The following is a 19,321-nucleotide window of genomic DNA, read 5'->3' as shown; positions in this document are numbered from 1 at the left end:
TGAACCCTATCCGAGCCCGGCGACGGCCAGCACGGCCGCCTCGAGCGCATCGAGCGCCACGGCCACGTCCGCGGCCGTGACAAGCTCCGCGGGGTGGTGGCTGATGCCGTCCTCACAGCGGACAAAAAGCATGGCCATGTCCGTCACGCCGGCAACCGCCATGGCGTCGTGCCCGGCCTTGGAGAACAGCTCCATCGGTGAATCGTCGCCGGTGGCCCTGATGCCCGCGCCGACGGCGTCCTTGAGCCGGGGCGAGCAGCGGACCGCGGGGGCGGCATGGATCTCCTCCACCTCCACGCCGAGCCCGCGGCCCCCGCAGAACGCCTGGATTTCGGCCCTCACCAGGTCCCATACCCTGTCACGCAGCTCGTCCGTCTCGGCCCGCAGGTCCAGCGAGAGCTCGGCCCTGCCAGGCACCACGTTGACGGCTCCGGGGAAGGCCTCCATCTGGCCGACCGTCGCGATGGCCCCCTCGGCCCGGGCGATCGACTCGATGTCCAAGACGGCGCGGCTGGCCCCAACGAGCGCGTCGCGCCGGCGCCCGTAGGGGGTCCCGCCGGCGTGCCGGGCCTCCCCGACGACGGCGATCCGGAACCGGCGCGCCCCGGCGATGGACGTGACGATTCCCAGCGGTCGGCCGCCCTCCTCGAGGTAGGGACCCTGCTCGATGTGCGCCTCGAGGTAGCCGGCCAGCTCCTCCGGCCGGCGGGACGCGTCGGCGACCCGGTCGGGATCCAGGCCGAACGCGCGGAAGGCCTGCTCCATGGTGGTGCCCGACTCGTCGGCGAGCCCGAGCCACTCGGGATCCCACGTTCCGGCGAAGGCGCGGCTGCCCAAGAGCGTGGCCCCGAATCTTGTTCCCTCCTCGTCCCCGAACGCCACGGTCTCAAGGGCGAAGGGCAGCTCGGCGGCGCGCGGACGCAACCGCGCGGCGGTCTCGATGGCCAGCATCACGCCGAGGATTCCGTCGTAGCGGCCGGCGTCGGGGACGGTGTCGAGGTGCGAACCCAGCACCAGGGCGGGCAGGCCGGGTGTGCGGCCCTCGAGGCGCCCGCACTGGTTGCCGGCGGCGTCCTGCCAGGTCTTAAGGCCGGCCTCGGCCATCCACCGCGCGGCGAGGGCGTTGTGACGGGCGTGCTCCGGGGTCAGGTACGCGCGCACGATCCCGCCGTCCATGGCGCTGATGGCCGCCAGTTCGTCGCAGCGGTCCATGATGCGCACGGCCGCACCGCCCGGCGCCGGGGCGGTCGGGGAGGGGCGGGGGCCGGCGTCGTGGGTGCTCACGAGCGCACCACCGCGGGGTGCCTGTTGGACGCGTAGACCTCGCGGGCGGCGCCCGTGCCGCCACCCCCGACCACGGGGAACCCGCCGTCTCGCAGGACCTGCTCGAGGGCCGCGAGCGTGAGCAGCACCGCGTCCCGCCGCGCGTTGTAGCCCATGGTGCCGACGCGCCACACCTTGCCGTGCAGCGGTCCGAAGCTGGTGCCGATCTCGATGGCGTAGTCCTCCAGGAGTGCCTGCCGGGCCGCGTCTCCGTCGATGCCGTCCGGTATGCGCACGGCCACCACGTTGTTCATCTTGTGCGCCGTGTCTCCGAAGACCTCCAGGCCGAGCCCGATGACGCCGGCGAGCATGGCCTCGCCGTGAAGCCGGTGGCGCTCGACGGCGGCGTCCATCCCCTCGGCCCGCAGCAGCCGGGCGCACTCGCGGGCGGCATACAGCATGCTCGTGGCCTCCGTGTGGTGGTTCAGCCGTGCCTGCCCCCAATAGTCGAGGATCATGCCCAGATCGAAGTAGTTGGAGGCGATCCGGGTGCCGCGTGGCGTCGAGCCGTCGTCGATGCCGGCCTCGATGTGCCGGCGACCGTCGATGAGTTCGACGGCGCGCGGGGACAGGCTGACGGGGGAACTTCCGGACGGTCCGGAGAGGCACTTCTGCAGTCCGGCGGTGGCGGCGTCGATCCCCCAGGCGTCCATCTCGAACGCGTTCCCGGCCAGCGAGGCGGTGGCGTCGGTGTAGAACAGGACGCCGTGGCGGGCACAGACGTCCCCGATCCCCTCCAGAGGCTGGTTCATGGTGGTGGAGGTGTCGCCCTGGACCAGGGCCAGCAGCTTGGGCCGCGTCTCGACGATGGCCCGCTCGATCTGCGCGGCCGTGAAGACGCGGCCCCACTCGACCTCGCGGACGGCGACCTCGGCACCGCAGCGCTCCGCGATCTCCTTTAGCAAGTGTCCGAACCGCCCGAAGATGGGAACCAGCACCTTGTCGCCGGGCTCGATCAGCGAAACCAGGGCGGCCTCGATGCCCGCCCTGGACGTGCCGTCCACCAGCAGCGTGGCCTCGTTGCCCGTCTTGAAGACCCCCCGGTACAGCTCCATGGTCTCGTTCATGTAGCCGGTCATCGCCGGATCGTACTGGCCCACCAGCGGAGCGGACATCGCGCGCAGCACGCGGGGATCCGCGTTGATGGGCCCGGGGCCCATCAACAACCGTTGCGGTGGATGGATCTGCTGGGAGTTCATGCTGCCGTGTCCGTTCTGCAGTCTGCGGGTTTCTTGACCTCAATCTAATGAAACAATAGTTTCAGCGGTGTTTCTACTGCGGATCAACTGGGCAAATCCTCAACCTCCCGCGGCCCGGCTCACGCGGACACCAGCTGGCCCAGGCGGAGGAGGGCTATGTGCGCCAACTGCTCCGCGCGCTCGCGCTCCTCGTCCTTCACCGAGTTGCCCAGCCGGCGCTCGAGCTCGGCGAGCATGAGCGGCTGGGTCCGTCCGGCCGCGCGGATCAGGAAGATGACGCCGAAGCGCTCCTCGTAGCGCCGGTTCGCCTCTACCCACGCGTCCGCGTCGGTGACGCCCGACTGCTCCGCGGAGGAGTGCGCGGCCTCCTCGGGCGCTAGTGTCCGCGCCCGTTCGCCGATTCGCGGGTGGTGGGCCAACGCGCCGGCCACGTCCCCGCTGGTCCAGCGCCCCGCATGGTCGGCGGCGGCGTCCAGCAGTGCGGCAAGTGAAGGGTATGGCCGTCCGGCGAGCAGCGCATCCGCCCAGGACCGGATGGGCGCGCAGGCCAAAAGCGGGCCCTCCAGCGTCCGTGCCTCCGCGACGTTGAATTCATCGAGCCTCATCAGGGTTCCGTCCTTGTGGGTGTGTTCGAGCCAGTGCGTCCGTGCGCAACGCTACGGATCCCCGCGACCGTGATGGTTTCTGTCGTGTGAACGGCGCGTGACGGATGTTCCAGCCGCCTGTTTGGGCGTCAACTTCCGTTGCCGGCGGTGGCGGCGGCTCCGCCGAGTCGGTGCCGTCCCGTCTGCGACCATGGCGCCTGTCCCCGTCCTCCCGCCGTCCCGTCCCTGACCTGAAGGTTCCTCCAAGGCGTCGGCCACCGGAAGGGCGGGCGCACACATTCGCGCACGATGGGACCGGCCCCGCGGGTGTGCGGGATGCCCGCCCAAACCCCGCCGCGGTTCGCCCCGGTCCTACCCTGTGCAGCGCCCAAGGCAGGGCGCATGATGGGGTCACGTGGCAGCCCGAACGCCCGGCCGGTCCCGGCCCCGGCGGTGAGAACGGAGGAATCATGGAAGAGAACACCCGCGCCCCGCGGATCGTGGTCGGCGTCGACGGGTCCGAGGGGTCCGTGGAGGCCCTCCGTCAGGCGCACCGCATCGCCGCTCCCCTCGGTGCGCGCATCGAGGCGACGGCGTGCTGGGACTATCCGCGCATGGCCGACGGCTACGAACTGATGGGTATCGGCGGCTTCGAGGAGCGGGCCGGCGAGATCCTGGAGGAGACCCTTGTGAAGGCCTACGGGGACGAGCGACCCGCCAGCGTGGAATCGGTGGTGCGCCAGGGCAACGCACGCCCCATCCTCATCGAGGCCAGCCGCGACGCCGACATGCTGATCGTCGGCAGGCGCGGCCACGGCGGATTCCACGGCCTGCTGCTTGGGTCCGTGAGTTCGGCCTGCGTGGCGCGGGCCCACTGCCCGGTGCTCGTGGTCCACGCGCCGGACAGGAAGGCCGACAAGAAGGCGGAGGCCCGGCCCTCCTAGCCCACGTGGATTCCGGGACGCCGCCTCGGGTCGCTCTCGTTCTCGCGGATGATCTCGCGGACCACGGGCGCTGTGTCCCCCCTGCCCAGCAGCAGGTAGCGCATCAAGTGCCCCAGCGGATTGCCCTCGGACCACTCGAAGTACGCGTGCGGCCTGACTCCGGTGGCGTCGCGCAGGGCCAGGAGGATCGCCGCGATGGCGTTCGGGGCGGCGGGACTTTGCGCGCGAAGGACCCGGTGCCCGCCCACCTCGAACCCGTGGACCTCGAGGACGCTGCCGAAGCCCGAAGGATCCGTGATCTCGACCTCCAGGAAGATGACGTCCGTCGTCCCGGGAACCGGGTTCATGGCCCGCTGCACCGCCTCCTTCCGCGCGTACTCCTCGGCGTCGCGGAGGCGGGGGCGGTGCGCGATGATGTTCAGGCGGCCGTCGAAGTCCAGCGATTCCGTCAGGAAGCGCCGGGCCTCGTCGTCGAACTCGATCCTCTCGACGCGCAGTTCCGTGGTGCGGCTGACCCGCGAGACGAGCGAGACGGCGACAATACCGAGGATGAACAGGCCGGAGATCGCGAGCCCGTCCGGCTTCTCGACGATGTTTTCCATCAGCGCGTAGAGCATCACCACCGTCAGGACGGTGAAGCCCAGCGCTGCCGGGCGTTGCCTGGCCCGGGCCGCGGAGATGGCGACGGCGACTGCGCCGGAGACCATCATGGCCAGGATGCCCGTGGCGTAGGCCCCCGCTTGCGCGTTGACGTCCGCGTTGAATCCGATGGTGATGAGGATGCTGACCGCCGTGTACACCAGGACGACGGGCCGCACGGCGCGGGACCACTCCGGGGCCATGCCGTAGGAGGGCAGGTAGCGCGGAACGATGTTGATCAGCCCGGCCATCGCGGACGCTCCGGCGAACCAGAGGATCAGGATGCTGCTGACGTCGTAGACGGTCCCGAAGCCGTTTCCGAGCCGCTCATGGGCCAGATACGCCAGCGCGCGGCCGTTCGCCTCGCCGCCCTCGGCGAACTCGGCCGGCGGAATCAGCACGGTGGTCACGAAGCTGCTTCCCAGGAGGTAGACGCTCATGATGCAGGCGGCCGCCGTGAGCAGGCGCCGGGTGTTCCGCACGCGCGACGCGAGCCTCTCCTCGGCGGTCGCGCCCGAGGAGCGGACCAGGGGCATCATGCTGACGCCGGTCTCGAAGCCGGACAGGCCCAGGACCAGCAGGGGGAACGCCACAAGGGCGGGACCAAGGATGTTGCCCATGCCTCCGCCGGTGGAGGTCAGCGCGTCGGTCCAGGAGGCCAAGGCGCCGGGGGTGGTGAACACGTCGACCATGCCGGCGCCGATGATCACGGCGTTCAGCAGGAGGAAGACGGCGACGAGCGGAATGGCCACCACAACGGCCTCGGTGAACCCGAGCAGGAAGACCCCGCCGAGCACCAGCAGCATCAGGCTGGTGATGATGACGGACTTCCCCTCCAGCGCGTCCGGCACATACGGGTTTTCCAGGAGGTGCACGGTCGCGTCCGCGGCCGAGAGGGTGATGGTGATGATCCACGACGTGGCCACAAACCCCAGCAGGATGAGGACAAAAACCTTCCCGCGCCAAAACGGCAGGAGGTTCTCCAGCATCGCCACGGACCCCTGTCCGTGCGGGCTCTGCTTGGCCACGCGGCGGTACATGGGCAGCATGCCGCCCAGGGTAAGGACCACGATCAGCAGGGTGGCCAGCGGGGACAGCGCTCCGGCGGCCAGCGCGGCGATGCCGGGCAGGTAGGACAGGGTGGAGAAGTAGTCGACGCCGGTCAGGCACATGACCTTCCACCAGCTGTGGGGCCTGGCCTGGCCCGTGGCCGTGCCGGGCCCCACGGGCGGGTGGACACGGTTCTCCAACAGCCAGCGGACCGCCGCGCTGTGCGCGCGTGGCTCTGGCTTCGGGTTGGGCAGGATCGCGGGTATCGAGAACTGCGCGGAGGCGGTCAAAGGGGTGTCTTTCTGTCCACGACGGCGGGGTTTTCCTGCCGAACACCGGCGAGCGTAGCACCGGGAATGCGCCCGAATCCCCGAGATTCCGGGGATCTTAACGCTTTCTTAACGCCTCGCGGCCTTACGCCTGGAAGCGGTAGCCGAGCCCCGTGTCCGTGAGCAGGTGCCGGGGGTTCGCCGGATCCCGTTCCAGCTTCCGCCGCAGCTGCGCGAGGTAGACGCGCAGGTAGGCCGTCTCGCCCACGTAGGCGGGTCCCCACACCCGGGTCAGCAGCTCGTCGTGGGTGACCAGGGCGCCGCTGTTGCGCACGAGCAGCTCCAGGACGCCCCATTCCGTCGGCGTCAGGCGGACCGCCGCGCCGTCTCGGGTCACCTTCTTCGCCGCGAGGTCCACAACGAACGCGTCCGTCTCGACCACGGGGTCCCCGCCACCGTTGGTCCTCCGCAGCGCGGCGCGCATCCTCGCGAGAAGCTCGTCCATCCCGAAGGGCTTGGTGACGTAGTCGTCGGCGCCGGCGTCGAGCGCCTCGATCTTGTCCTCGGATCCGTGGCGCGCGGAGAGGACGATGACGGGAACGTCGGACCAGCGCCGCAGGCGGCGGATGACCTCCACGCCGTCCACGTCCGGAAGCCCGAGGTCCAGGACCATCAGGTCCACGCGCCGGCCCGCCGCCAGCTCGAGGGCGAGGGTCCCGGTCGGCGCCGTGAGGGTCGAGTACTTGCGCGCGGTGAGGTTGATTTCCAGGGCGCGCAGCAGCGGAAGATCGTCGTCAACTACCAGAACCGTCGGCACGGCCCTCCTTCGGTGTCGTGGTTCCGGCGGACGTGGACAGCGGCAACCGGATGATCATCGTGAGCCCTCCACCGGGGGTCGGCTCCGCGAGGAGTGCTCCGCCCATGGCTTCCATAAATCCTTTCGCCACGGCCAGCCCCAGACCGATCCCGGTCCCCGGCGTGGTGTCGTCGGCACGCTGGAACGGCCGGAACACGGACAGGATGTCCTCGGGCGGGACACCCGGGCCGTGGTCGGTGATGCGCAGCTCGCTGGCCGGAACGTCGCCGATCCGCGCGTCTCCGTAGCCCCCTGCGGTTGCCGTGACGTCGACGTCCGAGCCGGGCGCGTACTTGAGGGCGTTTTCCACCAGGTTTGCAATGACCCGTTCCAGCATGCCCGGATCGCCGTCAACGGGAGGAAGGTTGTAGGGCAGCAGAACCTGGACGCTCCCGGTGTCGGTCTCCCGCAGGGCCTCGCTGACCGCGTCGGCCCAGTACACGGGCCCGATCAGCGGCGAGACCGCGTCCGCCGTGATCCGGGACATGTCCAGCAGGTTGGCGATCAGCCGGTCCAACCGGTCCGCGCCCGACTCGATCGTGGCCAGTAGCTCGCCGCGTTCCTCCTCGGTGAAGACCACGGCCCGGCTGCGCAGGCTGCCCGACGCCAGCTTGATGGCGGCCAGCGGGGTCCGCAGGTCGTGCGAGACGGCGCGCAGGATCGCCGTGCGCATCTTGTTCCCCTCCGCCAGGCGCAGGTTCTCGTGCTGGCTGCGGGTCAGTTCCTCGCGCTGCAGCATGGCCAGCAGGTGGGCGGCAAACGCGCTCAGCAGCCTGCCCTCGCGCTGGTCCAAGACCCGTCCGGCCAGCGTGAGGGCCGTGTTGTCGTCCAGGCGTTCGACGACGTCGGCTTCCTTGGGCGTCGAGGGGCCGGGGACACCGGCGGAGGTTCGGAGCCGCCAGTCCGCGCCGTCCCCGCCGCCGCCTTTCGGCCGCCGCTCCCACAGCCCGGCGCCCTCCGCCTGGAAGTGGTCGCGGATCTGCTCCAGGAACACGGCGACGCTGTTGCCCTCCACCACCGCGCGGCGGCTGAGGTCGCCCAGGATGCGCGCCTCGGCCCCCGCCAGCCGCGCCTCCTTGCTGCGCCGCGCGGACCGGTCCACCACCAGCGAGACCGCGACGGCCACGGCCACGAAGATGGCCAGCGCCAGGACGCTTTCCGGATCGAGCACGGACAGCGACCCGTAGGGCACCACGCTGAAGTAATTCACCACCAGGCCGGCCAGCAACGCGGCGACGAGCGCGGGCCAGAGGCCGCCGAGCAGGGCCACCGCCACGATGCCGGCCAGCTGGACCAGCATGTCGGTGGAGAGCAGGTCGTGGGGCAGCAGGTCCAGCGTGAGCTGCAGGAGTGGCGGCAGGGCCACGGCCACGGCGAACCCCCAAGCCTCGCGGCGCCGGCCGAGGCGCGACGGCGCCCGCCGCTTGGCCCCCGGCGTGGCCGACGGGAGCGGGACGATGTGGAGGTCGACGTCGGCGGACCCTCCCAACCTTTCGGCCACGGTTGCCCGCCCGAACGGGTTTCGGGAACGGTGGTGCGGGGCGCCGAGGGCGATCTGGCTGGCGTTGTTGTTGCGGGCGAACTGCGCCAGCGCCGCGGCGGCGTCGTCGCCCCCGACGGTGTGGAAGACGCCCCCGAGCTCAACGGTAAGCTTCCGCTGCGCGTCGAGCTCGCGGGCGGCACCGACGTCGTTCCCCGCGGCGCTCTCCCGGACGTGCACCGCGTGCAGCTCCGCGCCAGGTGCCCCCGAGAGGGTGTCCGCCACGCGACGAAGTAGTTGCGCGCCCTCCGGCCCGCCGCTCAAGCCGACGACGACCCTTTCCGGAGCCGGCGGGCGTGCGTCGCCGCCCATGTGGGCTAGCGCCGCCCTTCGGATTGGTGTTCGTTCCCGTAGCCGCCGACGTCCCTCGGCAGCTCCGCGACGGAAGCCGGAACGATCCGGCGGCCCGGGAGGCGCGCATTGCGCAGTTCTATCACGGTTCAGACGATACCCACCATCAGGGCGCCAGTCACCGCGGCGCGCGTCAGCCCGGCCGGCGCCCGGTAGCGTCGTGCTGGTCGTCGGTCTCGTGGCGGAGGTGCCGTCGGCCGACGACCGGGTGGTGGAGCCGCTTGGCTCCGCTGCGGTGGCGGTGCCCGCGGTTCAGTCGGCCAGGAACTCCAGCAGGAGTTCGTTGATCTCCGCCGCGTGGGTCCACAGCATCCCGTGCGGCGCCCCCTCGATCTCCACGTACCTGGCCCCCGGCAGCGCCTCCGCAAACCTGCGGCCGGTCACGTCGACGGGCAGGATGTTGTCCGCGGTGCCGTGCACGATCAGGGCCGGCACGTCGATCTTGGGAATGTCCGCCCGAAAGTCCGTCAGCCAGGTTGGCTGCGCGGCCACCGAGGCGGTCGCCCCGGCCTTGGCGGCGGTCTGCCGGCTGGCGTCGAACGCTTCCTGGCTTAGGCGATCGGTGCCTAGGAATGTGTCCGCGTTGTAGAAATTCCTGAAGAACTCCGTGAAAAAGGCGTACCGGTCCGCCTTCACGGCCGCCGCAAGCCCGTCGAAGACGTCCTGCGGCACGCCGGCGGGGTTGTCGTCGGTCTGCAGCAGGAACGGCTCAAGCGATCCCAGGAACGCGGCCTTGGCCACCCGGCCCGAGCCGTGGTTCGCCAGGTAGCGGCCGACCTCGCCGGTTCCCATGGAGAACCCGACCAGGACGGCATCGCTCAGGTCCAAAGTCTCCATGAGGGTGTTCAGGTCGGCCGCGAACGTGTCGTAGTCGTAGCCGACCGTCGGCTTGCTCGATGCGCCGAAGCCCCGGCGGTCGTAGTGGACCACCCGGTGCCCGGCCGCCAGCAGGGCCGCCTCCTGTCTCTCCCACGACGCGCCGTCGAGCGGATAGCCATGGATCAGCACCACCGGGCGGCCGCTGCCGTGGTCCTCGTAGTGGATCTCGATGTCGGTGCTGTTCTCTTTCCCAACGGTGATGTAGCCCATGTCCGGTCCCTTCGTCGAGGTGGAAAAAGCGTTCGTCCTGCGGACCACACACACCCTAGTGACCACGGGTTGGGCGCGAAAGGGCAGGCGCCGGCCCTCTCCCCTTTCGCGCCCGGTCCTTATCGGGAATAGTCGCTGCTGTGGAGCCGGGTCCGTCCTGATCCCGGGGTGAACGTCTCGAGGAGGCATTGATGGCAAAAACCGAACCGGAACCCGTGCGCGACGCGCAGACCGACCACCTTCTGACGCCGGAAAACGCGGTCTTGGCGTTGATCGATTTCCAGCCCGAGCACTTCGGGACGGTGGCGTCGGCCGCCCGCGAGGACATCGACCTCAATGTGGTGGCCCTGTGCAAAATCGCCACGGCCTACGCGATCCCCGTGGTTGTGAGCACCGTCGCCGTGGGGATGGGCGTCAACGAAGGCACCGTGGCGCACATCCTGAAGGAGCTGCCCGGTGTTGTGGAAATCGACAGGACCGGAGTGAACGCCTGGGAAGACCCTGATTTCCGCGCCGCCATCGAGGGCAGCAAGCGCCGGAAGGTGGTGATCGCCGGCCTCTGGTCCGAGGTCTGCCTGGCGCTGCCCACGCTGGACATGCTGGCCGAGGGCTACGACGTCTACCCGGTCGTTGACGCCGTCGGTGGGATCAGCCCCCTCGCACACGAGAGCGCGCTGGAGCGGATGCGCGCCGGCGGCGCGTTGCCCGTGACCGCCCTTGCGTTCGGCTGCGAGATCATGCGCAACTGGGCGCGCGGGGACGCGGACCACATGCGTGGGGTGATGGATTGGTATTTCAGGGAGAGGGAGCGTCTGCGGGCTTGATGACGTAGCCGACGCTGCGGACCGTGTGGATCATGGGCGGCCGGCCGGCGTCGACCTTCTTGCGCAGGTATGAGATGTAGAGCTCGACGACGTTGTTCTGGCCGCCAAAGTCGTAGTTCCACACGTCGTCGAGGATCTGGGACTTGCTCACCACGGTCCGCGCGTTGACCATCAGGTAGCGCAACAGCTCGAACTGCGTGGCGCTGAGCCGGATGTTGGTGCCGTCGCGGGTGACTTCCCTGGTGTCCGTGTTCAGGACCAGATCCCCCACGACCAGCTCGGACCCGCTCGCGGCCACCGCACCGGAACGTTCGATCAGCCGATGCAGGCGCAGGATGAGTTCCTCCATGCTGAAGGGTTTGGTCACGTAGTCGTCGCCGCCCGCGGCCAGCCCCCGGATGCGGTGTTCGACCGCGTCCTTGGCGGTCAGGAAGACCGCCGGCACACCGGGAAACACGGCGCGGATGCGGCCGAGCGCCTCGATGCCGTCGAGCCCGGGCATCATCACGTCCAGCACCAGTACGTCCGGCCGGACCTCCCGTGCCAGCCGGACCGCCGCCTGGCCGTCGTTCGCGACCGAAACGTCCCAACCGACCATGCTCAGCCCCATGCGGACCAGGTCCGACAGCTGCGGCTCGTCGTCCACGACGAGCGCCCTGATGGGGCTGCCGTCGGGGTGCTTCAGGCGCGGCAGATCGGCGGTGAAGCTGGTGAAACCCTCGTCAACCATTCCGGTGCCCCTCCCTGCCCCACGGATGGATCCTGCGCCCACGATAGCCCGCTTCGGTGCCGCTGCCACAGCCTTTCCGTGCCGCGGCCCGGCCTCCTGCACTACAGTGTCGTCCATTACCGACGCCTCCCGGCCCGACCGGTGGGTCAACGAGCGAGGTGCAGGACATGCCAGAGACCGCGTGGACGGAGCCCCCTGCTCCGACGGGCCGCCGGCGTCGCGGCCCGTTCGCCAACTGGCAGCTGCGCAGCAAACTGGTCGCCGTGACGATGGCGCTGCTCGCGGTGATCTGCCTCGCCATCGGATTGTCCGCGCACGGCGCCATGGACCGTTTCCTGTCCGCGAAGCTGGACGAACAGCTCCAGCGGGCCGCCGACAGCGCCGTGCGCTCACAGCGCCAATTCCGGGACTTCGAGGACGCCGGGCTGGTTGCCCAGGACCATGGCCCGCCCATCCTCAACGCGCGCATCGCCCCCGACGAGATCGACCGCGCGGGCGTGTTCAACTCGGAGGGCCGCGTCGCCGACCTGACCCCGTCCGACCTCGAGGTCCTGTCCGCGCTGGTCCCCGACGGGCGGGCCACGAACCACACGCTCTCCATGGGAAACTACCGCCTCGTCGCCAACGTCCAAGAGGACAACGATGTTGTGATCGTCAGCGGGCTTCCCCTGGAGGACAACGAGTCGACCTTGTCCTCGCTGACCGCGATCATGACCATCGCCTCCCTGGGCGGCCTCGCCGCCGCCGCCGTCATCGGCATCGTGGTGATCCGCCGCACCCTCCGTCCGCTTCAGGAGCTCTCCAGCGTCGCCACACGCGTGGCCCGCCTGCCCCTCGGCGCGGGCGAGGTCTCCATGGTCGAACGGGTTCCCACCGACATGGCCGGTCCCGGCACCGAGGTGGGACGCCTCGGCCATGCCTTCAACCTGATGCTCGACAACATCGCCGGGGCGCTCCGGGCCCGGCACAACAGCGAGCTCGCGCTGCGCCAATTCATCGCCGACGCCAGCCACGAACTCCGCACTCCACTGACGTCGATCCGTGGCTACGCGGAGATGGTCCGCCTCGCCGAGGACCTCAGCCCCAACGGCCGCTCCTCCATCTCCAGGGTCGAGGCCGAGACCCGGCGCATGACGGAACTCGTGGAGGACCTGCTGTTCCTGGCGCGGATCGAGGAGGGCAACCCCACCGGCCAGGCCGACGTCGATCTGGCCGAGCTGGTGGTGGAGTCGGTCAACGACATCAGGATCGGCGCTCCCGACCACCGCTGGCTCCTGGATGTGCCCGAGGAGCCGCTCGTCGTCCGGGCCGACGCCGGACACCTGCGGCAGGTCCTCATCAATCTCCTGTCCAACGCCCACAAGCACACGGGCCCGGGGACGACCGTCACCACGTCGGTCAGGGAGGAACCCGACGGCGGCATCCTCCTGGTTGTGGCCGACGACGGTCCGGGCATCCCCGAGGACTTCATCGATCTGGTCTTCGCGCGCTTCGCGCGGGCGGACGTCTCGCGCTCCGACCGGAGCGGCACCCACGGCCTGGGACTGGCGATCGCCAAGGGCATCGTCGAGTCGCACGGGGGCCGGATCTCCGTGGTCAGCAGGCCGGGCCGGACCGAGTTCGCCGTTCGGCTGCCAGCCGGGGTGCACCCTCCCTTGATAGCGGACGCCGCACAGGCCTAAGGATCAGCCGCGCCCGGCCCCGCCGCGGTGCGCGGACCGATAAGCTTGGGACACCGTTCGCCCCGGCCGCGGAACAATTGAATAGCCTTCGAACCGCGGCGGGAGAGTCCCGCACGGCCATGTCGTCGGGCGCCGTAGGAGCAATTTCCTCCCCGGGAAACTCTCAGGCCCCCGCACCGCCGCGAAGAGGCACATCTGGAAAGCAGCCCGGCCCGGCCGGACGCACCGACGGAGCAAGCCCCCACGCGGCGGCGGAAACTCTCAGGTCCAAATACAGAGCGGGGAGGAACACAAGACAACGCGTGGCGCCGCCACCCAACGATCTGGAGTTCCTCCCATGTCACCGTTTCCCCCGCCCGGGACGCCGCCCGCCGACGCAGCCAAGGGTTCTGCCGGCAGAACGCTCGCGCGCATGTTCCTCCTGTCGATCGGCGTGACGGCCGCCGTAGCCGCAGTCGCCACGGGTTTGCTTGCCGCGCTGGCCGCGGCGGTGTGGCTGCTGCTCTAGCCGTCCCTCGCCACGTCAGGCGTCGGGTCCGAAGATGAACTCCTCCGCGTGGGCCACCGCCTTCTTGAACGAATCGTTCCGGAGCGCGGTCAGCCCCGCGTCCCCCATGTCCTCGACGTATTCGGTGTAGCCGGGCATGAGTGCCCAGATTCCACCGGCCGGCGGAAGATAGAACACGGCGAACGACCTGTTGGTGCTCTCGTCCTGCCAGACCGGCACGACGGCCACCGCCGCGCCGGTGTCCACGTTGATCCACTGGGCCCGCGGCCGCGGCTGGTTCTCGTCGTAGACGCCGGGGTCCAGGAACGGCGCCGTTCCCGGCCCCCAGCGCTCCTCAAACCGCTCGTGGAAAACAGGGAACAGGTTGTGGTCGTAGCGGCGCCACCCGCTGTTCCCGCCGTCGTTGCGTCCTCCGAACATCTTCGCTCCCTCGTCAAGGCCTGCGCGCCGATATCCATATTTTAGGTTCGGCGGTGCCCGATGACCACGCTGTCCGTCGTCCAGGCGCGCGCCTGCTCGCTGATCGTCAGCCCCAGCCCCGGCCGCGTCGGGACCACCATGCGCCCGTCCTTAAGCTCCACTCGCTCGTCGAACAAGGGCTCGAGCCAGTCGAAGTGCTCCACCCAGGCCTCGCGCGGGTACGCCGCGGCCAGGTGGAGGTGGATCTCCATCACAAAGTGCGGCGCCAGGTCCAGGCCGGCCTGGTCCGCCAGGGTCGCGACCCGGAGGAACTGCGTGATGCCGCCGATGCGCGGCGCGTCGGGCTGCAGGATGTCCGCGGAGCGCGCCTCGATCAGCCGCTCCAGCTCCGGCACCGCGGAAAGCATCTCTCCGGTGGCGATCGGGGTGTCCAGCGCGCGCGCCAGGTCCGCGTGGCCCACGGCGTCGTAGGCGTCCAGGGGCTCCTCGATCCAGGTGAGGCCGAACTCCTCTAGCCGCCGTCCCATGCGCAGGGCCGTGGTGCGGTCCCACTGCTGGTTGGCGTCGACCATCATGGGAACGTCCCCCCCGATGTGCGCGCGGACGCCGGCGACGCGGCGCAGGTCCTCGGCGGAATCGGGCAGGCCCACCTTGATCTTGACGCCGCCGATCCCCGCCTCCAAGGACTGGGTGGCCTTGTCCCGCACCTCCTCGAGGGAGGCGTTCAGGTAGCCGCCGGACGTGTTGTAGGTCCGCACCGAATCGCGGTGCGCCCCCAGGAGTTTGGCCAGGGACAGCGAGGCCCGCCTGGCCTTCAGGTCCCAGAGCGCGGTGTCCAACGCGGCGATGGCCTGTGGCGCGACGCCGGAGCGCCCCACGGACGCGCCGGCCCAGATGAGCTTCGTGTACAGCCGGGCAATGTCGTTGGGGTCTTCCCCGATCAGGCCCTCGGCGACCTCCCGCGCGTGGGCGTACTGCGCCGGGCCGCCGGCCCGCAGCGAATAGCTGAAGCCCATGCCCTCCAGCCCGCTCTCCGTGGTGACCTCGGCGAAGAGGAAGACCCCCTCGGTCGTGGCCTTCTGCCGCCCGGTGAAGACCTTGGCGTCGGAGATGGGGGTGGCCAGGGGGAGCGTCACACTCGAGAGCTTGACGGTGCGGATGGCGTCGACGGTGCCGGTCACGGGGTTCCTAGCGCTGGGGAATGGTTGGCACACCCCACGCTAGGGACGGGATGGAATGCTGTCCAAGATCATCTTTGGACCTGTCCATGCCCAATCCGCATGGATGAAAAGGCGGCGGCCCGCCAGTGGTGCGGAGCGTCGGGCCGACCGAAGGCGCGGTAGGCGGCGGGACTAGCGCTCGAGGTACGCCAACACCGCGGTGAGCGCCGCCGCCGTGCCGGTGGCAAGCGTGGGCTCGGGCACGGGCGCAAAAAAGGGCGAGTGGTTGACCGGCATCTCCTCCGCCGGTCCGTCGAAGCCACCGAACATCCAGTACACCTGCGGCACCCCGATCGAGTCGGCGAGGTGGCCGACGTCCTCGCTTCCCATCAGCGGCTGCTGCTCGTGCACGTGCGCGTCGCCCAGCACGCGGCGCAATGCCGCGGCCACGCGGTCCGTGGCGTCGGGATCGTTGTGGCAGCGCGGGAACGAGTAGAGCTCCTCGACCATCGGTTCCGGGGCGGCGCCCGCGGCCGCCTCCGCGCTCACAATCCTCCGCACGGCGGCGAGCACCTGGGTCCGGACCGGCTCCTCGAAGGTGCGGATGTTCAGCGTGAACTCCGCGCGGTCGGGGATGATGTTCTCTTTCAGCCCAGCGTGGAAGGTCCCCACGGTGACCACCGCCGGCCTCAGGGGGCCAAGCTCCCGCGAGACGATCGTCTGCAGGCGCGCCACCGTGTGCGCGCCGATGACGATCGGGTCGATGCTGTTCTGCGGCTGGGACCCGTGGGACTGCTTCCCGAAGATGGTGACCTTGAGCGAGTCCGCCATCGCCATAGCATTGCCCCGGCTGTAGTTCACGTGGCCGGCCCGCAGCGGCATCACGTGCTGGCCCAGCACCACCTCCGGCCGGGGCGCGCGGTCCCAGAGCCCGTCGTCGATCATCGCCCGCGCGCCGGCCGCGGTCTCCTCGCCGGGTTGGAACACCAGCACCAGCGTCCCGGACCAGCGGTCCCGTTCACGCAGGAGGACCCTGGCCATGGTGAGCGCGGCGGTCACGTGGGTGTCGTGGCCGCAGCCGTGCATCACGGGGACCTCCGTGCCGTCGTCGAGGACGCCGCGCGCCGTGCTGGCGTAGTCGACTCCTGTGGCCTCGGCGATGGGCAGGCCGTCGGTGTCGGCCCGGAACGCCACCACCGGACCGGCGCCGTTGGTGATGGTGCCCACCACGCCCGTGCCTCCGCACCGAAAGTTCTCCACACCCATCGCGTCGAGTTCGGCTTCGATGCGCGCGGCCGTGGCGTTTTCCTGCATGGACAGTTCCGGATGCGCGTGCAGGTGCCTGTACAGGGCATGCATGTGCTCGCGCTCGGCCTCGGTGGGCTCGGGTGCAACGTGTGTTGTGGCCATGGCCTGGGTACCCCTCTGTTCGGTGTCCGTTGTGCTCGGTGTCTGGTGCTGCTGGTTCCCGGCCGGCGCGCGGTCCGTCCGGGGGGCGTGGGCCCGGCGCTATCCCGCCGCCGCGACGTGCACTTCCCGCCGGTCCCGCAGCAACCAGGACAGGACGATCGTCGATACGACGACGATAGCGGTGCCGAACAGGGCGACCTGCGGCAGCGCCGGGATCACCACGAACAACATCACGAGGGACAGGACGACGGCGATGGCCGTGGGCCTGATCTGCCGCATGGTCGCGATGCTCTGCACCAGCACCGCGCCGAGCACGGCGGGGAGGATGTAGAGCCGCGCGACGTCGATGACGGTGGTCGGGATGACGCTGATCAGCCATGTTCCTAGGATCCCGACGAAGAACAGCAGCGACGCGAGGTGGACGGTGGCGGCGCCGCAGATGGCCATCACCGCGGCGATGTCGCCGCGGCGGGTGCCCGGCTTGGCGCCGATGCTGGACTGGGCCACGATGGCGGCCGGCAGCAGCTTGTTGGAGATGTTGCCGATCATAAACGCCTGGTACATGGCCGACGGGCCGAGGATCGGAAAATAGGTGACCGGCTCGAGGACCCACAACACGCCGAAGACGCCGGCGACGGCGATGAAGGCGACCCAGATCTGGCTGCCCGAGAGCTCCATGCCGGAGAACAGTGCAAGGTAGACGGGCCCGATGAGCGAAAGCATCAGGCCGGCGATCATCGTGATGCGTCCCCAGCGGGACGTGGTGGTCTCGAACTCGGCCATTCCCGCGGCGGCGCGCTGGTCGGTCTGGATGCTCATGGTGGTTCCTTTCGTGGCGGCGGGCTAGGCGGTGTGGGAGGCGTACGCGACGATGAGGGCGACGATGATGGCGATGCCCAGCGCCCATTCCCTGAGCCAGCGGATCCGGAACCTTGCGGCGGCGTGGAGGCATGCGGCCATCACAGCGGCGGACACGGCGACGGTCACCACGTGGACCCCGGACTTGGGGAGTTCCGTCAGGGTCAGCATGCTGAATGCCCCCAACAGGGCGGCGCAGGGGATGATGGCCATCGCCGCAGGGTTCACCCTGGCGAGGCTTTTGCTGCCGCGTTTGAGGACGGGCGTCAGGATCAGCGTGGCCAGCATCCACATGGCGCCGCTGAGGCTCATGGCGATAAATGCGAGCGCGAAGATCTGCTGTGTGTAGTCCGGCCCTCCCAGGGTGGCGCCCGCGGTGTTGGCCGCGATGCCGGCGGACGCCGTCTCGGCCGCGGCCGAGCCGATCAGACCGATGCGGACGAGGACAGCCGGTGTGCCGAACAGCGCCAGCAGTGCGATGGCCACAAGAACGACGGCCAGGGACGGGCCCACGGACGCGACCGCGCCGGCCCTGAAGGCGCCCTTGATCTCCGACGCCTCCATGCCGATTTCCGGCCCGGCCTTCCGGGCGGCCCTGACGTAGACGAGGGATTGGAAGCAGATGACGGCGAAAACGCCGAGCGCGCAGATCCACACCAGGGGCGAGTTGGCGAGCGCCAGGATGTCCGTGGAGCCGGGGGTGGCCTGTAGCGGAAGGTGCAATGGGCGCATTCTTGACGGCTCCTGTTTGTCGGTGGGGGACACCTTTTCGGTGTGCGGGGTGAAGACCACCTTCCAATGTGAGCCACGTCATGGCAATGAATGTCGGAAATGGCCACATTGTTGGCCAGAAACCCCATTTCGCGAACCCGAAGCGGCTCGATACCTACCGCACGTGACGGATGTCAGAAAGCGAGGTGGTTGAGCCTGCCCCCGCGCTTGCGCGCGTGGAGTAGCACCGTGGACTCGATCGATTCGGCCTCCTGGGCCCAGTCCGACGTCGTGATGAAGTCGTAAAGCTCCGCATTCGTGGCGAAGGTGACGTTGGCGACCACGTTGTGCGCTCCGGCCACGGCCACCGCGTAGCGGACCTGGCGGTGCGTGGCCAGCGACCGTCCCAGGGACTCCACCCGGTGTGGCGCGGCCTTGATCCACAACATCGCCTCCACGGGGAGCCCTAGCGTCGCGGGCTCCACCAGCGCACGGATCTGCACCCTGCTGTTGGCCAGCATCCAATCGAGTCGCCGACCGGCCGTGGTTTCCGAGGTCGCGGCCCGCCGCGCGATGGTCTCGAGGTTCGCGCGCCCATCCTCGGCGAGCACGTTGGCGATGCGCAGGTCGACGCCGGTCAGCACGTCGTCCGGGACCATGCCGCTCGTCTCCGGTGTGAGGTCGGTTGTGAGCGCGGCAATCTGCTGCGGCGTGATGGCCTCGGACGTCCAGCGCCTGATGGTGCGGAAATAGCGCAGGATCGGATAGCTCAGTGCGCGCACGAGCCCCACCGTGGCGGGGACCTCGGTGGTCAGCACATTGCGCATGTCGCCGTGGTCGAACAGGAGCTCGGCCACGCAGTCCGCCCCGCCAGTCATGATGTAGGAAAACGTCGAGTCCTGGCGCTGGGCTATCGACTCGGCCGTGACCCGAGCGGTTCCCGGCGCGCATTGGAGGCGCAACAGCGCCGATTCCGCGCGCAGCCTCACCCCGACGATGTTCACGAGCCGGGCGTCGATCAGCTCGTTGCCGCGCCGGCCCACCGTGCGCTCGGGTTCCCTCAGGACCGCGGCGATCTTGCGCCACGGCGCGCGGGGGTCCACCTGCAGCGCGGCAACGACGCGCAGTTCCAAGTCGTCCAGAACCCGGACCATCAGCGCCGCCCTCCTCGCAT

At 69.8% G+C, this 19,321-nt stretch carries 18 protein-coding genes and 1 riboswitch; of the genes, 4 read left to right on the top strand and 14 right to left on the bottom strand.

Annotated elements, in window-relative coordinates:
• Positions 1-6: 6 nt before the first annotated feature.
• From AC3ZJJ_RS00990 to uraD, 3 genes are all read right to left on the bottom strand, one after another.
• Positions 7-1,284 carry an allantoate amidohydrolase gene (locus tag AC3ZJJ_RS00990; RefSeq protein ID WP_489893415.1) on the bottom strand — a complete coding sequence of 426 codons (1,278 nt, stop codon included), beginning with the start codon at positions 1,282-1,284 and terminating at the stop codon, positions 7-9.
• On the bottom strand, positions 1,281-2,522 hold the full coding sequence (locus tag AC3ZJJ_RS00985) for a pyridoxal-phosphate-dependent aminotransferase family protein (RefSeq protein WP_489893414.1): 1,242 nt from the start codon (positions 2,520-2,522) through the stop codon (positions 1,281-1,283). Before AC3ZJJ_RS00985 ends, AC3ZJJ_RS00990 begins: the two co-directional genes overlap by 4 nt.
• Positions 2,523-2,641: 119 nt before the next feature.
• The gene (gene uraD, locus AC3ZJJ_RS00980; protein ID WP_489893413.1) at positions 2,642-3,127 is read right to left on the bottom strand and encodes a 2-oxo-4-hydroxy-4-carboxy-5-ureidoimidazoline decarboxylase; all 486 of its coding nucleotides are present in this window, start codon (positions 3,125-3,127) and stop codon (positions 2,642-2,644) included.
• 449 nt (positions 3,128-3,576) lie between these two features.
• Here uraD and AC3ZJJ_RS00975 point away from each other — a divergent pair, with 449 nt between their 5' ends.
• A complete protein-coding gene (locus AC3ZJJ_RS00975) occupies positions 3,577-4,050 on the top strand; it encodes a universal stress protein (RefSeq protein WP_489893412.1) in 474 nt (157 codons plus the stop codon).
• On the opposite strand, the gene AC3ZJJ_RS00970 is transcribed toward AC3ZJJ_RS00975, so the two are convergent.
• The 4 genes from AC3ZJJ_RS00970 to AC3ZJJ_RS00955 form a co-directional block, all read right to left on the bottom strand.
• Positions 4,047-6,029: an APC family permease gene (locus tag AC3ZJJ_RS00970; RefSeq protein WP_489893411.1), complete on the bottom strand. Its 1,983-nt coding sequence runs from the start codon at positions 6,027-6,029 to the stop codon at positions 4,047-4,049. The two genes, AC3ZJJ_RS00975 and AC3ZJJ_RS00970, sit on opposite strands and share 4 nt — an antisense overlap.
• Before the next feature lie 124 nt (positions 6,030-6,153).
• On the bottom strand, positions 6,154-6,825 hold the full coding sequence (locus AC3ZJJ_RS00965; RefSeq protein ID WP_489893410.1) for a response regulator: 672 nt from the start codon (positions 6,823-6,825) through the stop codon (positions 6,154-6,156).
• Positions 6,803-8,629: a DUF4118 domain-containing protein gene (locus AC3ZJJ_RS00960; protein WP_489893409.1), complete on the bottom strand. Its 1,827-nt coding sequence runs from the start codon at positions 8,627-8,629 to the stop codon at positions 6,803-6,805. The genes AC3ZJJ_RS00965 and AC3ZJJ_RS00960 overlap by 23 nt, the downstream gene beginning before the upstream one ends.
• Positions 8,630-9,007: 378 nt before the next feature.
• Positions 9,008-9,844: an alpha/beta fold hydrolase gene (locus AC3ZJJ_RS00955; RefSeq protein ID WP_489893408.1), complete on the bottom strand. Its 837-nt coding sequence runs from the start codon at positions 9,842-9,844 to the stop codon at positions 9,008-9,010.
• 191 nt (positions 9,845-10,035) lie between these two features.
• Here AC3ZJJ_RS00955 and AC3ZJJ_RS00950 point away from each other — a divergent pair, with 191 nt between their 5' ends.
• Entirely contained in the window at positions 10,036-10,668 is a 633-nt protein-coding gene (locus AC3ZJJ_RS00950) for an isochorismatase family protein (RefSeq protein WP_489893407.1), read from the top strand.
• Here AC3ZJJ_RS00950 and AC3ZJJ_RS00945 read toward each other — a convergent pair.
• The gene (locus tag AC3ZJJ_RS00945; protein WP_489893406.1) at positions 10,640-11,398 is read right to left on the bottom strand and encodes a response regulator transcription factor; all 759 of its coding nucleotides are present in this window, start codon (positions 11,396-11,398) and stop codon (positions 10,640-10,642) included. The genes AC3ZJJ_RS00950 and AC3ZJJ_RS00945 overlap by 29 nt on opposite strands.
• 167 nt (positions 11,399-11,565) lie before the next feature.
• Between AC3ZJJ_RS00945 and AC3ZJJ_RS00940 the strand changes: the two genes are divergently transcribed.
• Positions 11,566-13,080, top strand: coding sequence for a sensor histidine kinase (locus tag AC3ZJJ_RS00940; protein ID WP_489893405.1), 1,515 nt, complete (start codon positions 11,566-11,568; stop codon positions 13,078-13,080).
• Between the two features lie 89 nt (positions 13,081-13,169).
• Positions 13,170-13,269: riboswitch (glycine riboswitch) on the top strand.
• A gap of 148 nt (positions 13,270-13,417) precedes the next feature.
• Positions 13,418-13,588 (top strand): hypothetical protein, encoded by a 171-nt coding sequence (locus tag AC3ZJJ_RS00935; RefSeq protein ID WP_489893404.1) that lies wholly within the window; start codon positions 13,418-13,420, stop codon positions 13,586-13,588.
• A 15-nt stretch (positions 13,589-13,603) separates the two neighbouring features.
• On the opposite strand, the gene AC3ZJJ_RS00930 is transcribed toward AC3ZJJ_RS00935, so the two are convergent.
• The 6 genes from AC3ZJJ_RS00930 to AC3ZJJ_RS00905 form a co-directional block, all read right to left on the bottom strand.
• A complete protein-coding gene (locus AC3ZJJ_RS00930) occupies positions 13,604-14,008 on the bottom strand; it encodes a hypothetical protein (protein ID WP_489893403.1) in 405 nt (134 codons plus the stop codon).
• Positions 14,009-14,049: 41 nt separating this feature from the next.
• Complete coding sequence (locus tag AC3ZJJ_RS00925) at positions 14,050-15,189, bottom strand: L-talarate/galactarate dehydratase (protein ID WP_489893402.1); 1,140 nt, start codon at positions 15,187-15,189, stop codon at positions 14,050-14,052.
• Between the two features lie 171 nt (positions 15,190-15,360).
• Positions 15,361-16,578, bottom strand: coding sequence for an amidohydrolase (locus AC3ZJJ_RS00920; protein WP_489893401.1), 1,218 nt, complete (start codon positions 16,576-16,578; stop codon positions 15,361-15,363).
• A gap of 99 nt (positions 16,579-16,677) precedes the next feature.
• Positions 16,678-17,397, bottom strand: coding sequence for a hypothetical protein (locus AC3ZJJ_RS00915; RefSeq protein WP_489893400.1), 720 nt, complete (start codon positions 17,395-17,397; stop codon positions 16,678-16,680).
• A gap of 24 nt (positions 17,398-17,421) precedes the next feature.
• Positions 17,422-18,168, bottom strand: coding sequence for a DUF5058 family protein (locus AC3ZJJ_RS00910; RefSeq protein WP_489893399.1), 747 nt, complete (start codon positions 18,166-18,168; stop codon positions 17,422-17,424).
• Positions 18,169-18,341: 173 nt separating this feature from the next.
• Positions 18,342-19,301: an Lrp/AsnC family transcriptional regulator gene (locus tag AC3ZJJ_RS00905; RefSeq protein WP_489893398.1), complete on the bottom strand. Its 960-nt coding sequence runs from the start codon at positions 19,299-19,301 to the stop codon at positions 18,342-18,344.
• Positions 19,302-19,321: the final 20 nt, after the last annotated feature.

The sequence above is a fragment of the Arthrobacter sp. AOP29-A2-19 genome, from assembly GCF_058138025.1.
Note: the sequence above shows the minus strand (reverse complement) of the source record. Positions and strands in the feature narration are given on the sequence as shown.

What these genes read in the sequence shown, in the direction of transcription:
- AC3ZJJ_RS00985 (WP_489893414.1), bottom strand. Translation starts at nt 2,522, where the DNA reads ATGAACTCCCAGCAGATCCATCCACCGCAACGGTTGTTGATGGGCCCC.
- uraD (WP_489893413.1), bottom strand. Translation starts at nt 3,127, where the DNA reads ATGAGGCTCGATGAATTCAACGTCGCGGAGGCACGGACGCTGGAGGGC.
- AC3ZJJ_RS00975 (WP_489893412.1), top strand. Translation starts at nt 3,577, where the DNA reads ATGGAAGAGAACACCCGCGCCCCGCGGATCGTGGTCGGCGTCGACGGG.
- AC3ZJJ_RS00955 (WP_489893408.1), bottom strand. Translation starts at nt 9,844, where the DNA reads ATGGGCTACATCACCGTTGGGAAAGAGAACAGCACCGACATCGAGATC.
- AC3ZJJ_RS00950 (WP_489893407.1), top strand. Translation starts at nt 10,036, where the DNA reads ATGGCAAAAACCGAACCGGAACCCGTGCGCGACGCGCAGACCGACCAC.
- AC3ZJJ_RS00945 (WP_489893406.1), bottom strand. Translation starts at nt 11,398, where the DNA reads ATGGTTGACGAGGGTTTCACCAGCTTCACCGCCGATCTGCCGCGCCTG.
- AC3ZJJ_RS00940 (WP_489893405.1), top strand. Translation starts at nt 11,566, where the DNA reads ATGCCAGAGACCGCGTGGACGGAGCCCCCTGCTCCGACGGGCCGCCGG.
- AC3ZJJ_RS00935 (WP_489893404.1), top strand. Translation starts at nt 13,418, where the DNA reads ATGTCACCGTTTCCCCCGCCCGGGACGCCGCCCGCCGACGCAGCCAAG.
- AC3ZJJ_RS00930 (WP_489893403.1), bottom strand. Translation starts at nt 14,008, where the DNA reads ATGTTCGGAGGACGCAACGACGGCGGGAACAGCGGGTGGCGCCGCTAC.
- AC3ZJJ_RS00920 (WP_489893401.1), bottom strand. Translation starts at nt 16,578, where the DNA reads ATGGCCACAACACACGTTGCACCCGAGCCCACCGAGGCCGAGCGCGAG.
- AC3ZJJ_RS00915 (WP_489893400.1), bottom strand. Translation starts at nt 17,397, where the DNA reads ATGAGCATCCAGACCGACCAGCGCGCCGCCGCGGGAATGGCCGAGTTC.
- AC3ZJJ_RS00910 (WP_489893399.1), bottom strand. Translation starts at nt 18,168, where the DNA reads ATGCGCCCATTGCACCTTCCGCTACAGGCCACCCCCGGCTCCACGGAC.
- AC3ZJJ_RS00905 (WP_489893398.1), bottom strand. Translation starts at nt 19,301, where the DNA reads ATGGTCCGGGTTCTGGACGACTTGGAACTGCGCGTCGTTGCCGCGCTG.